The 14,658-nt window shown below is 68.2% G+C and carries 8 protein-coding genes; 4 read left to right on the top strand and 4 right to left on the bottom strand.

Annotated features, from left to right (window positions below; translation table 11 throughout):
- Window positions 1-66: 66 nt before the first annotated feature.
- Together RZA67_RS00705 and RZA67_RS00700 are read right to left on the bottom strand one after the other, a co-directional pair.
- Entirely contained in the window at window positions 67-2,790 is a 2,724-nt protein-coding gene (locus tag RZA67_RS00705; protein WP_317210605.1) for a S8 family serine peptidase, read from the bottom strand.
- Between the two features lie 159 nt (window positions 2,791-2,949).
- Window positions 2,950-4,071, bottom strand: coding sequence for an SDR family oxidoreductase (locus RZA67_RS00700; RefSeq protein ID WP_317210604.1), 1,122 nt, complete (start codon window positions 4,069-4,071; stop codon window positions 2,950-2,952).
- Between the two features lie 191 nt (window positions 4,072-4,262).
- Here RZA67_RS00700 and RZA67_RS00695 point away from each other — a divergent pair, with 191 nt between their 5' ends.
- The gene (locus tag RZA67_RS00695; RefSeq protein ID WP_317210603.1) at window positions 4,263-4,604 is read left to right on the top strand and encodes a hypothetical protein; all 342 of its coding nucleotides are present in this window, start codon (window positions 4,263-4,265) and stop codon (window positions 4,602-4,604) included.
- A gap of 57 nt (window positions 4,605-4,661) precedes the next feature.
- Here RZA67_RS00695 and RZA67_RS00690 read toward each other — a convergent pair whose 3' ends face one another.
- On the bottom strand, window positions 4,662-5,711 hold the full coding sequence (locus tag RZA67_RS00690) for a DNA topoisomerase IB (protein WP_317210602.1): 1,050 nt from the start codon (window positions 5,709-5,711) through the stop codon (window positions 4,662-4,664).
- A gap of 147 nt (window positions 5,712-5,858) precedes the next feature.
- Between RZA67_RS00690 and RZA67_RS00685 the strand changes: the two genes are divergently transcribed.
- From RZA67_RS00685 to RZA67_RS00675, 3 genes are all read left to right on the top strand, one after another.
- A complete protein-coding gene (locus RZA67_RS00685; RefSeq protein WP_317210601.1) occupies window positions 5,859-6,254 on the top strand; it encodes an I78 family peptidase inhibitor in 396 nt (131 codons plus the stop codon).
- Window positions 6,255-6,581: 327 nt separating this feature from the next.
- The gene (gene gltB / locus RZA67_RS00680) at window positions 6,582-11,036 is read left to right on the top strand and encodes a glutamate synthase large subunit (protein WP_317210600.1); all 4,455 of its coding nucleotides are present in this window, start codon (window positions 6,582-6,584) and stop codon (window positions 11,034-11,036) included.
- A gap of 102 nt (window positions 11,037-11,138) precedes the next feature.
- Window positions 11,139-12,599: an FAD-dependent oxidoreductase gene (locus RZA67_RS00675; protein ID WP_317210599.1), complete on the top strand. Its 1,461-nt coding sequence runs from the start codon at window positions 11,139-11,141 to the stop codon at window positions 12,597-12,599.
- On the opposite strand, the gene RZA67_RS00670 is transcribed toward RZA67_RS00675, so the two are convergent.
- Window positions 12,581-14,536 (bottom strand): ATP-binding protein, encoded by a 1,956-nt coding sequence (locus RZA67_RS00670; RefSeq protein WP_317210598.1) that lies wholly within the window; start codon window positions 14,534-14,536, stop codon window positions 12,581-12,583. The genes RZA67_RS00675 and RZA67_RS00670 overlap by 19 nt on opposite strands.
- Between the last annotated feature and the right edge of the window lie 122 nt (window positions 14,537-14,658).

Here is a 14,658-nt window from a genome sequence, read left to right as displayed (position 1 = left end):
GGCGACGGGCGGTGTGCGCATCGCTGCGGAACAAGCAGCGGGGCAGAGCCCCGCTCTACGGGTGGCTTAGAACTCCCAGCGCAGGCCGAGGTTGGCGTTGACGTTGTCGGCGCCGCTGGCACCGCGCTCGGCACCGGCGTTGCCGTGGAGCATCAGCGTCGGCGAAAGCTGGTAGCCGACGCCGAACGAGGCGCGCAGCGCTTCGGCCGACACCGGTTCGCCGGCCACGGTGAAGCGCGCGTCCTGCAGGCCGGTGAACCCTGCCCGGAAGTCGGTGTTGCGGCCCGAGAACACATCGCGCCAGGCCAGCACGCTGTCAAACCGCCACGCGCCGCGCTGCTGGTGCAGGCGCAGGCCGATGTCGGCAAAGCTGGTATCCACATGGTCGGCGTCGGCGGCCAGACCCAGGCCCAGCGCGGAGGCCTCGCCGAAGGCCCTCTGCTGATGGCTGACATGACCCAGGGCCACGAACGGGGAAAGCCCGTTGGCCAAGGTAATGCCCGCTTCGATGCGGGCGCTGAACACCGCCTCATCGCGTGCACTGCTCACCCGCTCGGCGGCGTTGCCTGCGATCACGGTGCGCGCGGTGTCCACGTCGCTGCGCCCGTACGAGAACACACCGGAGAGGTAACCGTCGCCGAGCGGCTGCCAGGCGTAGCCGGTCAGTGCGATGCGGTCGGCCTGCAGGCGGCTGGATGCGGCCGCGATGTCGGCGCGGTTGCGCCCGCCGGTGACCGCCACGCCGAGCACGGTGCCGGCACGGCCTGCCGGCAGGTCCAGGCCCACGGTGAGCGCGGAGGTGCGGTAGCGGGCCGAGGCGTAACCGGCGCGGTCGAGATCGCCGTCGAGGTAGTCGGCCTGCACCCACGCGGTCGGTGCCTGGGTGTCGGCCAGCAGCGGCAGCCGGTCGGCGGCCACGCGCAGGTCGTTCAGTGCGGAGGTCACCGCCAGTGTGCGCTGCACGCCATGGACCTGACCGGTCAGCGTGGCCAGGGAGGCGGCCGCGCGCGCGTCATCCACCGCCAGCAGGCCTGCGCTGGTGGAGAGCAGACTGTCCAGGCCGGCGGTGTCACCGTTGCGCACGTGCTGGTCGAGCGAAGCCACCAGCGCATCGGCCTGGCCGGCACCGTCGATCACCGCCTGCGGCGCGCTCATCGCCCGCGCCGACGCCTGCGCCGAGGCGCGGGTGAGTGTAGCGGTAACGTTGCGCGCGTCGTAGCCGACGGCGGCATTCCAGAAAAAGCCGTTGGCGTATGTCACGTCGGCAAAGCTGCCCTGCAGGGTGCCGGCGCTGAGCAGTGTTTCGGTTCCGCCCACGCTGTAGCCGGTCGCTTCGGGCAGCAGCAGCAGATGGCCCTGCAGGGCGGCCTTGCCGGTCACCTGCAGCGGCTTGCCGAGCTGCACAGCGGTGGTGGCGCGCGTGTTGACCACTTCGTAGTTGCCATCGATGCGACCGCCATGGGCCGCGAAGGTGGCATCGTTGCCGAGGATCACATCGGAGCCCAGTGCGCCGTGCAGGCTCACCGTGCCTTCCAGCACGGCGGTGCTGCCGGTGTAGGTGTTGTTGCCCAGCAGCGTGAGCGTGCCGCTGCCGATCTTGGTCAGCGACCCCTTGCCACTGATGTCGTTGGCGAAGGTGGCATCGCGGCTGACAGCGGCAGTCCAGCCGGTGAGCAGCGCGGCCGGGCCATTGACCGCTTTCTCTGCATTGACCAGCCCCCAGCCGAAGCGGGCATCCACGCCCGCATCGCCCAGGTCGGTGGCGGTGGTCAGCACCGTCTCCTGCAGCTGGGTCCCGGTCATCCAGGGGTAGACGCTGGACACCAGTGCGGCCACACCGCTCACGGTGGCCGTGGCCATCGAGGTACCGGCCACGCGGCCGCTGTACATGCTGTCGGCCAGAATGGGTGCGGTGTAGGTGCCGGGTGCCACAACGCAGAACGCGGCTGCGTTGCCGCAGGCATTGGAATACGTGGACAGCCCGGTGGGCTTGCCGCTGGCGTCGAGTTCGACGGCCGCCACGGCCAGCCAGTTGTAGCGCAGCGTGGGCTCCAGCGTCGGCGATGCGGCCGGGAAGTCCGGCGTGCTCTGGGCCTCATTGCCGGTGGCTGCGATCACCAGACCGCCGGCCCTGACGATCGGGTCGAGCGCGTACTTCCAGGCGGCAGCAGCATTGGCGTTCTGTGCGGCCTCGGTGTACTGGTTGCCGAGCGACAGGTTGACGATGCGCACGCCAGCGGCAGCCATGTCTTCGGCCGCACTGCGCGTGGCCTGGCTGCCGCAGCTGTTTTCCGCGCAGATGCGCGCGTAGTGCAGCGTCGCGTCGGGGGCGACGCCGCCGTTGAAGGTGCCACTGGTGTCGCCAAGGATCAGCGAGGACACCACGGTGCCGTGGCCGCGATGGCTGTTGGCACTGGATTCCGGCGTACCCGGGCTGGCGGTGTAGTCCTTGTTGAACGCCACGTTGCCGGCCAGCGGTGCATAGCCGGGCTGCAGAAAATCGTCCATGACGCCGACCTTGACCTCAGCTCCGGTTGCGCCTGCCTTGTGGGCCACATCCGCATTGATCGGCACCAGCAGATTGTCGGCCTCGCCGCGGTAGCGTGGCGTGACCGGCGGGGTTACCGGGGTGGTCGGCGCCGGCGTGGTGGGCGTGGTCGGGGTAGTGGGGGTCGGCGGTACCGGCGTGGCGGGTACGGGGTCACTTTTGACGTTGCCGCCGCCACCACCGCCACAGGCGGTCAGGGCGAGGCACGAGGCGATTGTCGCGGCGAGCAGGGAACGCTTCATGGTGAAACTGTCCAGGTCAGATCGTGGAAGGGCAGCCCCGGTATCGGCCGCCCTTCCCCGTTCTGATGCCTGGAATGTTGCACACGCAGCAAAATAACCGCAGTTAACTAGATGAAGCGCACTGTTGCTGGCTTTTCATTCATGTTTCGATGAATTTGTTCAGCCGTGGGGTCCGCCCATCACCGGCAGCACAACGCCGCTGATGTAGCTGGCACAGGCGGGTGAGGCGAGGAAAACGTATGCCGGCGACAACTCTTCCGGCTGCGCGGCACGGCCCATGTCGCTGTTGCGGCCGAACTCGGCCACATCCGGTGCCTGCTTGTCGGCCGGGTTCAGCGGCGTCCATACCGGGCCCGGCGCCACGCAGTTGACCCGGATGCCGCGTGGCAGCAGCTGGCTGGCCAGTGCCTTGGTGAAGGCGTGGATCGCACCCTTGGTGGCCGAGTAGTCGATCAGCGCCTTGCTGCCGAACAGGCCGGTTTCCGATCCGGTGTTGATGATGCTTGCGCCTTCTTCCATGTAGGGCAGCACCGCGCGCGCCATGTGGATGTAGCCGGCGATGTTGGTCTGCAGGGTTTCCTGCAGGTGCTCGTCTTCCAGGTCCTCCAGATGCTCGCAATGCAGCTGGAACGCGGCGTTGTTGACCAGGATGTCGATGCCGCCGAATGCCTTGACCACTTTCTGCGCCGCCTTGTCGCAGAAGCGCGGGTCGCTCACATCGCCCGCGATGACCAGGCAGCGTCCCCCTTCGCGTTCCACGTGTTCGCGGGTGACCTTCGCATCCTTTGCTTCGTCCAGATGCAGCACGGCGACATCAGCGCCCTCGCGGGCAAACAGCACCGCCACCGCGCGGCCAATGCCCGAGTCGGCGCCGGTGATCACCGCACGCATGCCCTGCAGCTTGCCGCTGCCGGTGTAGTCGGGTGCGAGAAAACGCGGCGCCAGATCCAGCTCGTGCTCGTTGCCCGGCTTCTCGATGTGCTGGGCCGGCATCTTCTCCGGCTGTTTCCGCGCACTGGCCTGGGTGGCCTTGCTGGCCTTGCCGCTGGCAGCCTTCTTCGCCGCGCGTGCATCCTTGGCTTTTTCCTGGTCCTGCAGGCGGCGCTGGCGCGACGCCACGCGTGCGGCGCGTGCATCGGTCGACGCAGCCTTGCGCGTTGCGGTCTTGACCACGCGCGGGCGCTCGGTGCCATCGGTGGCGGACGCGGCAGCCGGTTCGCTGCCCTTGCGGACCTTGGGGGAAGCCTTGCGGCGCGCGGGGACCTTCTTGCTGGTAGCCATGCGTTCTCCTGTTCGGTGTGGGCACGCCGTGCAAGTGGTTATGGCTGGCGGTGCTCACAGAATGGGCCTGCAGTGTGCGTTGCGCGGCCGTGGCACGCAGTGAACCGGGCGTGGGCGGGATGTGTATGGCTTCATCGTGCACGCACGCGGCACACGGCACGCTGACCACCCGAGTCCCAAGGAGCAAGCCGATGATCCGTTTTTTCAGCGTGGCCGCCGCCGCCACCGTACTCGCCGCCTGCAGCAGCGCGCCGTTGGCCCAGGTGCAGCCGATCGACGGCGTCATCTCTGGCCACTGCCACATCGACAAGGTGCGCGGCGCGGTGGGCCTGGCTGCATCGGCGTCGACCGTCGAGCGCGCGCGGGTGGACAGTGACAGCCTGCAGGTCCGGGTGATCCGCGGCGACGCACAGAGCGGAGCCACTGCCAGCGGTCACGCCGACGCCACCGCCGGACAGGCGCAGAGCGGCGGCGAGCGCCTGACCATCCAGACCGGACCGTACAACAACATCACCGCGATCCATTGCGGGTGATGCCGGGCACGAGCTGCCCCCCCGGTCGGCTCGCTCGGCAGGCCGCGCTGCCAGCGCTCAGCGCGCGGCGCGGGCGCGTTTGAGGTAGCGCAGCGCGGCCTGCTCCCACTGGCGCGGGCCACGAAGGCCGGCCAGCGCGGTGAGCTCGCCGCGTTCCCAGCCCAGCATCACGCAGGGGTCGATGTACGCCTTGCGGCACACGGCTGGCGTGTTGCCCAGCAACGCAGCCACCTTGCACACCACCTCGCGTTGCGCCTGGGCCAGCGCCCGCTGGCTGGCCGGCTCCGGCAGCGCGGTGGTCGCGAACAGACGCAGCGCTTCGAGTGTGCCACCCCAGGTGCGGAAGTCCTTGGCGGTGAAGTCCTCGCCCATCACCTCGCGCAGGTAGTCGTTGACCTCGCCGGAGTCGACCGGCTGCAGGTTGCCGTCGTCATCGCGATACTGGAACAGCGCCTGGCCCGGCAGCTGCTGCAGCCTCCGCACCAGCTTCACCAGGCGCTTGTCGCCTACTTCCACTTCATGCTGCTGGCCGGACTTGCCGCGGAAGCTGATGCGCAGTATGCCACCGGGCTTGATGCCGACATGGCGGTTGCGCAGCGTCGTGAGCCCGTAGGAGCGGTTGCTGCGCGCATAGCTTTCATTGCCCACGCGCACCAGCGTGTCGGCGAGCAGGGACACGGCGGTGGCCAGCACTTTCTCGCGCGGGAACCCTTCCCGGCGCAGGTCACGTGCCAGGGCGCGGCGCAGCTTCGGCAGTGCCTCACCGAAAGCCACGATACGCTCAAACTTGCCGGCGCCCCGCACGTCGGCCCACTGCGCGTGATAGCGGTACTGCTTGCGCCCGCGCGCGTCGCGTCCGGTGGCCTGCAGGTGGCCGTTGGACCACGCGCAGATCCATACGTCAGTGTAGGCCGGCGGGATGGCGAGTTTGCGGATGCGCTGCAGGGTGTCGGCGTCGTTGACGCGCTGGCCGTCGGCATCGCGGTAGCTGAAACCCTTGCCGGCGCGACGTCGGCTCAGTCCAGGTTGGCCGTCATGCACATAGCGCAGGCCGGCAGCGCGCGCGGCAAGCCGCTCCGGGGAAGTTGCAGGGGCAGGGGTGCTCATGAGCGCACTATGCGCAGGCCGCGTGCATGCGCGCGTCAACGGCGCCTGAAGCTGGCGTCTGCTGCCGGGATAACGCAACTCCAACACCTGACCGCGCTGCAGCCGTTATGCTCGGCGTTTGTTCACGTTGTCGTTACAGGAGAACCCATGTCGTTGCTGCAGTCGCTGCGCCTGTCACACCCCTTCCTGCTTGCCGTTCCCGCCGCGTTGCTGCTGGCCGCCTGTTCGGCGCCGCCGCCGGATGAGCAGGAAGCTGTTTCCACTGAAGCCCAGCAGGCCGCCGATGCCGCTGCGGCGCCGGCGGATGAGGCCGGCAAAGCCACCGAAGCACCGCCGGTGGGCAGCTGTGATGCCAGCCAGGCGCAGGGCCTGGTAGGCCAGACGTACACCGATGCTCTGGGCAGCCAGGCACAGCAGGATGCCAGCGCGCAGGAACTGCGCGTGCTGCGCCCAGACGACATGACCACGATGGAGTTCGTCGGCGAGCGGTTGAATGTCGAGCTGGATGAAAAGAACGTGGTCAGCGGCGTTCGCTGCGGCTGATCCTCGGTCATGGCGCAGGGCGCTGCCCTGCGGCGCGAAACAGCGTGACGACCAACGGTCGTCACCTACCGGGCGGCATGAAGACCGATGGTCGTCACCCATCGGGCGGTGAGGTCGCGCCCCCTCGGCGGGCACCTGTTCCTGATGATAAACAAGCACTTGCATACCTCTTGGTTGCGCGTGCAACCGTGTCTTGCGGCGCCGCAGCATCTGTGATCTAGTCAAGTCATCCGGTGGCCTCACACGCGTTTCTGGAGCTGCGTCCCGTACGGAAGACGCCCCAGAGGCGGGTCAAGGTGTCCCCGCTCACCTGACCAAGAGGCAGCAATGGCCCCCCGCACTCGCCAAGGGCTTTACGACCCGCAACACGAACGCGATGCCTGTGGTTTCGGCATGGTGGCGCAACTGGACGACCAGCCTTCGCGGCTGCTGGTGGACACCGCGATCGCAGCGCTCTCGCGCATGACCCACCGTGGCGGCGTGGCCGCAGACGGGCTTACCGGTGATGGCTGTGGTCTGCTGCTGCGTCGCCCGCAGGCATTCCTGAAGGCGATTGCCGCCGAAGCAGCCATCCCGGTGGGCGAGCGCTTCGCAGCCGGCGTGGTGTTCCTGCCGCACGACGCGCAGGCGGCTGCCACGTGCCGCGCGCTGCTCGAAGCCGAGCTGCGGGAGGCTGGCACGCAACCGCGTGGCTGGCGCGTAGTGCCCACCGACGACAGCGTCTGTGGCCAGCTGGCCCGCGATACGCTGCCTCACATCGAGCAGATCTTTGTCGATGCCGATCCATCACAGGACGAAGCCGCCTTCACGCTTGCCCTGTTCCTGGCGCGTCGCCGCAGCGAGCAGAAGCTGCGCGCGCATGCCGATTTCTACGTCACCACGCTCAGCCCGCAGTCGATCAGCTACAAGGGCATGGTGCTGCCGGACAAGCTCAGCCGTTTCTATGTGGACCTGCAGCGCAGCGACCTGGCCTCCAGCGCGATCGTCTTCCACCAGCGTTTCTCCACCAATACGCTGCCGCGATGGCCGCTGGCCCATCCGTTCCGCCTGCTCGCCCACAACGGCGAGATCAACACCATCGAAGGCAACCGGCGCTGGGCGCAGGCGCGCAGCAAGGTGTGGTCCACGCCGCGCTTTGACATCGCCGAGTTCGACCCGGTGATTTCCATGCACGGTTCGGACTCGCAGAGTCTGGACAACATGCTGGAGCTGATGGTGGCCGGTGGCATGGAGTTGATCCAGGCGCTGCGCATCCTGGTGCCGCCGGCGACCCAGTCGCTGGAGTTCAAGGACCCGGACCTGGCCGCGTTCTACGAGTTTCATGGCCTCAACAGCGAGCCGTGGGACGGTCCGGCCGGCATCGTTGCCTGCGATGAGCGCTATGCGGTGTGCACGCTGGACCGCAACGGGTTGCGCCCGGCGCGCTGGATGCTGACCTCCGACCGGCATTTCCTGGTGGCCTCCGAAGCGGGCGTGTGGGAAGTGCCGACCGAGCGCGTGGTGCGCAAGGGCAAGCTCGGCCCGGGCGAAATGATGGCCATCGACCTCAAGCGCGGCGACCTGCTCGACTCCGATGCGGTGGACCGCATCAACCGCGGCCGTGCACCGTACAAGCAATGGCTGCAGCAGGGCGTAACCTACCTGCAGACCGAGCTGATCGACCCCTCGCTGGTGGAGGAGCCGTTCGATGCCCGTACGCTGGGCAGCTACCACAAGCTCTACCAGCTGAGCACCGAGGAAGTGGAGCAGGTGCTGCGGCCGCTGGCCGAAACCGAGCAGGAAGCCACCGGTTCGATGGGCGATGACACGCCGCTGGCCGTGCTCAGCCAGCGCAGCCGGCCGCTGTACGACTATTTCCGCCAGGCCTTTGCCCAGGTCACCAATCCACCGATCGACCCGCTGCGCGAAGACTGCGCGATGTCGCTGTCCACCCAGCTCGGCAAGGAGACCAACATCTTCCATGCCGGCGCGGAGACGGTGAACCACGTCATTCTCAACTCGCCGGTGCTGAGCCAGCGCAAGCTGCGCCAGCTGCTGAAGATGGAGCAGTACGTCGAGGCCAACCGCCTCATCGACCTCTCCTACAGCGAAGAAGAAGGCCTGCGCGCAGGCATCGAACGCATCTGCGCCGAGGCCGAGCGCGCTGCGCGCGAGGGCATAGTGATGCTGCTGCTCTCCGACCGTTACCCGGTGGCGGGCCGGCCGATGGTGCATGCGCTGCTGGCCACCAGCGCGGTGCACCACCACCTGTGCCGGGCCGGGTTGCGCTGTGAGGTCAACCTGATCCTGGAAACCGGCACGGCGCGCGACCCGCACCACATGGCCTGTCTGCTCGGCTTCGGTGCCACAGCGGTCTACCCCTACCTGGCCTACCAGACGTTGTTCGACCTCGGCCGTCGCGGCATTCTGAAGTTGAGCAAGGGCGGCGAGCAGTCGCAGATCGGGCGCCGTTACCGCAAGGGCGTCTACAAGGGCCTGTCGAAGATCATCTCCAAGATGGGCATCTGCACCGTGGCCAGCTACCGCGGCGCGCAGCTGTTTGAAATCGTCGGGCTGGAGCCGGAGGTGGTGGCGCTGTGCTTCCCCGATACGCCGTCGCGGATCGGCGGGATGGGTTTCGCCCGGCTCGATGCCGAGGCGCGCGAGCTGTGCCTGCAGGCGTGGGACGACCAGATCAAGCCGGATGTGGGTGGCCTGCTCAAGTATGTGCACGGCGGCGAGTACCACATGTACAACCCGGACGTGGTGATGACGCTGCAGCGCGCGGCGCGCACCGGCGATGCGCAGCACTGGCAGCAGTACTGCGAGGCGGTGCATGCGCGCCCGCCCTCGGCACTGCGGGACCTGCTGCAGCTGGTGCCCGCTGCCACGCCAACGCCGCTGGACGAGGTGGCACCGGCCAGTGCGCTGTTCCCGCGCTTTGATACAGCGGCGATCAGCCTCGGCGCGCTCTCGCCCGAGGCACATGAGGCGCTGGCCATTGCGATGAACCGTCTGGGTGGGCGCAGCAATTCCGGCGAAGGCGGCGAAGACCCCGCACGCTACGGCACCGACAGGCGCAGCAAGATCAAGCAGGTGGCCTCGGGTCGCTTCGGCGTAACTGCCGAGTATCTGGTCAATGCCGAGGTGCTGCAGATCAAGGTGGCGCAGGGCGCCAAACCCGGTGAGGGCGGCCAGCTGCCCGGCCACAAGGTCAACGAGCTGATCGCGCGGCTGCGCTACGCCAAGCCGGGCATCGGCCTGATCTCGCCGCCGCCGCACCATGACATCTACTCCATCGAGGATCTCGCCCAGCTGATCCATGACCTCAAGCAGGTCAACCCGACCGCACTGGTTTCGGTGAAGCTGGTCAGCCATGCCGGCGTCGGCACCATTGCCGCCGGTGTGGTCAAGGCCGGTGCGGACCTGATCACCATCTCCGGCCATGACGGCGGCACCGGCGCCTCGCCGGTCAGCTCGATCCGCTACGCCGGCGTGCCGTGGGAGCTGGGCGTGGCCGAGGCTCACCAGGCACTGGTGGCAAACGACCTGCGTGCGCGGACCATCCTGCAGACCGATGGCGGCCTGAAGACCGGCCTGGATGTGGTCAAGGCTGCGCTGCTGGGTGCCGACAGCTTCGGCTTCGGCACCGGGCCGATGATCGTGCTGGGCTGCAAATACCTGCGCATCTGCCACCTCAACAACTGCGCCACCGGCGTGGCCACCCAGGACGAGCGCCTGCGCGAGAACCACTTCACCGGCCAGCCCGAGCGCGTGGAAAACTTCTTCCGCCTGCTGGCCGAAGAGGTGCGCGGCTGGCTCGCCTGTCTGGGCGTGCGCTCGCTGGAGGAGATCGTGGGCCGTACCGATCTGCTGCGCCAGCTCGACGTGGCGCCGCGCGAAGGGGTACGGGTGGACCTGTCGCGCCTGCTGGCCGATGCCCGCTACGAAGGCAGCCACTGTGCCGCGCAGCGCCTGTACGAGTCGCCGGACAGCCTGGCCACGCAGATGGATGGTCTGCTGGCCGATGCCATCGCGCACAAGCGCGGCGGCGAGCATCGCTTCCTCATCCACAACACCGACCGCTCCATCGGCACCCGTCTGGCCGGCACCATCGCCCGCGCGCACGGCAACCAGGGCATGGCCGATGCCCCCCTCGACCTGCGCTTCCGCGGTACTGCCGGGCAGAGCCTGGGCGCCTTCAACGTGGGCGGCCTGCACCTGGAAGTGGAGGGGGAGGCCAACGATTACGTCGGCAAGGGCATGGCCGGTGGCCGCGTGGTGGTGCGTCCGCCGCGCGGTGCGCGCTTCGAGGCACGCAACACCGCCATAATCGGCAATACCTGCCTGTACGGCGCCACCGGCGGTGAGCTGTTCGCTGCCGGGCGTGCCGGTGAACGCTTTGCAGTGCGCAACTCCGGTGCGCTGGCGGTGGTCGAGGGCGCAGGCGATCACTGCTGCGAGTACATGACCGACGGCGTGGTGCTGGTGCTGGGCAAGGTGGGCCTGAACTTCGGCGCCGGCTTCACCGGTGGGCTGGCCTACGTGCTGGATGTGGACCGCGATTTCGTCGACCGCTACAACCATGAGCTGATCGACATCCATCGCGTTTCCGCCGAGGGCTTCGAGAACTATCGCCAGCATCTGCACCGTCTGATCGGCCGCCACCGCGAGCTGACCGGCAGCATCTGGGCACAGCAGATCCTGGATGAATTCCGCGATTACATCGGCCGCTTCTGGCTGGTCAAACCCAAGGCCGCCAGCATCGAATCGCTGACCGAAACCCTGCGCCGCGCTGCCTGAGTCAGCGCGCGCAACGGCGCCGTCGCCTGCATGGGACGCGCCGGCTTTTCCACTGCCGTACTGCCGGGCCCCGCCCGGCACCGGGAATCAAAAGAGTCCGCCATGAGCCGCAAGCACGCCTTCCAGTTTCTCGACCTGCCCCGGACCATGCCGCAGCGCATTCCAGTGGAACTGCGCACCTCCGGCGACTGGGGTGAGCTGTACGGGAAGTTCGGCAAGGAAGAGGCGCAGTACCAGGCCGGGCGCTGCCTGGACTGCGGCAACCCCTACTGCAGCTGGAAATGTCCGGTGCACAACGCCATTCCGCAGTGGCTGCAGCTGGTGCAGGAAAACCGCATCGAGGAAGCGGCGGCGCTGTGCCACAGCACCAATCCGCTGCCCGAGGTCTGTGGCCGCGTCTGCCCGCAGGACCGCTTGTGCGAGGGCAGCTGCACGCTGGAAGAGTTCGGCGCGGTGACCATCGGCGCGGTGGAAAAATACATCGTCGATACCGCACTGGCCCAGGGCTGGCGCCCCGACCTCAGTGCAGTACAGCCCACCGGTCGCCGGGTGGCGGTGATCGGGGCCGGCCCGGCCGGGCTGGCCTGCGCCGACCGCCTTGCGCGTGCCGGCATCACCGCCGTGGTGCATGACCGCTATGAACAGATCGGCGGCCTGCTGCAGTTCGGCATTCCCAGCTTCAAGCTGGACAAGGACGTCATCCGCCGCCGCCGCGAGGTGCTCGAAGGCATGGGCGTGCAGTTCCGGCTGGGCGTGGAGATCGGGCGCGATATCAGCGTGGCGAAGCTGCTGGCCGAGTACGACGCGGTGTTCATCGGCACCGGCGCCTACCGTTACACCGACGGCGGCCTGCCCGGCCAGGACCTGAAAAACGTGCTGCCGGCGCTGCCGTTCCTGGTGCAGAACAGCCGCATTGTCGGCGGCGACGCGCCACAGGGCCGGCCGATTGCCGGCTGGGAAGACCAGATCACCCTGCCTGACCTGACCGGCAAGCGCGTGGTCGTGCTCGGCGGCGGCGACACCGGCATGGACTGCGTGCGCAGCGCGGTGCGGCTTGGCGCGGCGCGGGTGACCTGTGCCTACCGCCGCGATGAAGCCAACATGCCCGGCTCGGCACGCGAAGTGGCCAATGCGCGCGAGGAAGGCGTGCGCTTTCTGTTCAACCGTCAGCCGCTTTCCATCGAAGCCGGCGCGGATGACGAGGCCATCGGGGTGACGGTGGTGGAAACCCGTCTGGCCGAGCCCGACGCCAACGGGCGCCAGGCCGCGGTGGCGATCGAGGGCAGCGAATCGCTGCTGGAGGCCGATGTGGTGATCATCGCGTTCGGCTTCTCGCCGAGCGTGCCGGAATGGTTGAGTGCACAGGGCGTCGAAGGCACTGCCAACGGTCGCATCGTAGCCGGTGGCCAGGGTCGCCTGCCGTTCCAGACCAGCCACCCGCAGCTGTTTGCCGGCGGTGACGCGGTGCGCGGCGCCGATCTGGTGGTGACCGCGGTTGCCGAGGGCCGTGATGCAGCGGACAGCATCGCGCGCCTGCTGCAGGCTCAGGCAGTGGCGGCCTGAAGCTGGCGCAGGTAGTCCTGCAGGTGCTTCATCAGCGCCTGCAGGTCCGGCTCGGCCAACGGCGGCTGCAGCTGGCGCAGCCAGTCGGCCAGCGCCACCGAGCCGATGCTGCCCAGCGCGCCGGCGATGCGGTGCAGGCGCGCCTTGATCGCGGTTGTCTGGTTGTTGTGGACTTCCCGCTGCAGCCGCTGGATGTCCTCATCCAATGCACTCTGCAGGGTGCAGAGCAGCTCACGCACGCGTTCTTCGGAACCGAAGCGCGCCTGCAGCAGGCGGATATCCAGCTGCAGCTGCGACGGTGAAGGTGGCGGTGCCGACGGTGCGCCGCCGGCCTCGATCAGGTCAGGGCACAGCTCGGCGACCGCGGCGTGCAGCGCGGCCGCGCCGCCGGTCTTGGTGAGTACGCGGTCGAAATGCTCGCGCGCCACACCGTCCACATCCGCGCTCATGCCGATGATCACGGTGCGGGGCGCGCCGCTTGTCTTTTCCTCGGCGCGGATGCGTGCGGCAAGTGCGGTGCCGGACAACCCCGGCATCTGCTCATCACACAGCAGCAGCGCGAAACCGCCCTCGCGCCAGGCAACGAGTGCCTGATGGCCATCGGCAACCAGCGTCGACTCCAGACCCAGTTCCAGCAGCCACCACTGCACCATCAGCTGGTGCGCAGGGTGGTCGTCGGCAACCAGCACGCGTGCTGTGTGCGGCGTGCACAGTGGGGGGGGCGCGGGGTTGGCGGCGCGCGCGGCATCAAGGGTCACCGTGACCTCGGTGCCCACGCCTGCCTGGCTGTGCAGGCGCAGCTGACCGCCCATGCTCTGGACCAGCTGTCGGCAGATTCCCAGCCCAAGCCCGGTCCCGCCGAAGCGTCTTGCGGTGTCCCTGGCGCCCTGGCGGTAGGGCTCGAACACCTGTGCGAGCCGGTCGCTGGCAATGCCAATACCCGTATCACTGACCGTCAACTGCAGCCGCTGCCGCGCGAGGTCTTCATCGAGCACCTCCACGTCCAGCCGGACCGCGCCGTGCGTGGTGAATTTGAGCGCGTTTCCCAGCAGGTTCAACAGCACCTGCCGCAGCCGCGCGTCATCCAGCAGCAGCCAGTCGGCCACCGCTGACGACACCTGAAGCTCAAGGGCCAGGGCTTTGCGTCGCGCCACGGGATTCAGGAGCTGATGCAGCTGCTCCAACAACGGACGAAGCGCGGCAGGCCGGCAGTGTGGTGGGCCGTCAGCATGTTCCGGTACCAGGCTGCCGCCTGCTTCTTCCATCAGCTGGGCCAGCATCCGCGTTGCATCGGCCAACGCCTGTACGGCGGATGCCTGGGCAGGAGGCAGCGCCTCGCCCTGCAGCGCACCGACCGCCTCGGCAAGGGCCTGCATCGGCGCCTTGATACCGCTTTCCAGCGCCTGCAGCAGGCGGTCGCGTGCCAGTGCCTGCTGCGCAGCGCGACGGCGCTCATGTTCAGTCGCCTCGGCCCGGCGCCATGCCTGTGAATCATCCATCCAGTATCCGTTCCACACCCGGTTGCCTTCCGCTTCCAGTGGCCATGCCTGCATCGCAACGTGCCTCACGCCTTTGACACCACGGGAGCGGAACACCAGCCGTACAGGTTGCCCACTGCGCAGCGCGTGTTCGATGCCTGCACGAAGCGGGCGGCGGTCAGCACGGTGTACCGCGTCGAGTACGCGGTGCGGGTCAGCCTTCAGCTCAGCCGCGCTTGCGGAAAACAGCTGCGGCGCGTCGCCCAGTACCTGTTCCAGCCGCAGTTGGCCGTCGCGCTTGAGCCGCGCTCGGTAGACCACCACGGGCAGGTTGGCACCCATCGCCTCCAGGCGCTGGGCAAGTGCCTGCCGACGCTGCTGCACAAACAGCAGACGCCGATGGCTGAAGATGTCCTGCACCATCAGCAGCAGCAACGCGGTCATCCAGGTCCAGTCCATGGCGGCAGTAGCCTCAGGCAGGGGGAGGTTGGAGGATCGGGCAGGCCGGGCCGGTGGTGACGCCGGGCAGGCAGTACGCCGCGACGCGGTGGTTGAAAACCGTAACAGGGCTGGCGGCGAGC

Origin of the sequence: Stenotrophomonas sp. C3(2023) (assembly GCF_032911385.1) — a bacterium.
Taxonomy (GTDB): Bacteria; Pseudomonadota; Gammaproteobacteria; order Xanthomonadales; family Xanthomonadaceae; genus Stenotrophomonas.
This window is presented reverse-complemented; position numbering and strand designations above follow the sequence as displayed.

Bases quoted from the DNA above. Each gene is read 5' to 3' on its own strand.
- RZA67_RS00695 (WP_317210603.1), top strand. From the start codon at position 4,263: ATGATCCGTTTTTTCAGCGTGGCCGCCGCCGCCACCGTACTCGCCGCC.
- RZA67_RS00670 (WP_317210598.1), bottom strand. From the start codon at position 14,536: ATGGACTGGACCTGGATGACCGCGTTGCTGCTGCTGATGGTGCAGGAC.
- RZA67_RS00705 (WP_317210605.1), bottom strand. From the start codon at position 2,790: ATGAAGCGTTCCCTGCTCGCCGCGACAATCGCCTCGTGCCTCGCCCTG.
- RZA67_RS00700 (WP_317210604.1), bottom strand. From the start codon at position 4,071: ATGGCTACCAGCAAGAAGGTCCCCGCGCGCCGCAAGGCTTCCCCCAAG.
- RZA67_RS00685 (WP_317210601.1), top strand. From the start codon at position 5,859: ATGTCGTTGCTGCAGTCGCTGCGCCTGTCACACCCCTTCCTGCTTGCC.
- gltB (WP_317210600.1), top strand. From the start codon at position 6,582: ATGGCCCCCCGCACTCGCCAAGGGCTTTACGACCCGCAACACGAACGC.
- RZA67_RS00690 (WP_317210602.1), bottom strand. From the start codon at position 5,711: ATGAGCACCCCTGCCCCTGCAACTTCCCCGGAGCGGCTTGCCGCGCGC.
- RZA67_RS00675 (WP_317210599.1), top strand. From the start codon at position 11,139: ATGAGCCGCAAGCACGCCTTCCAGTTTCTCGACCTGCCCCGGACCATG.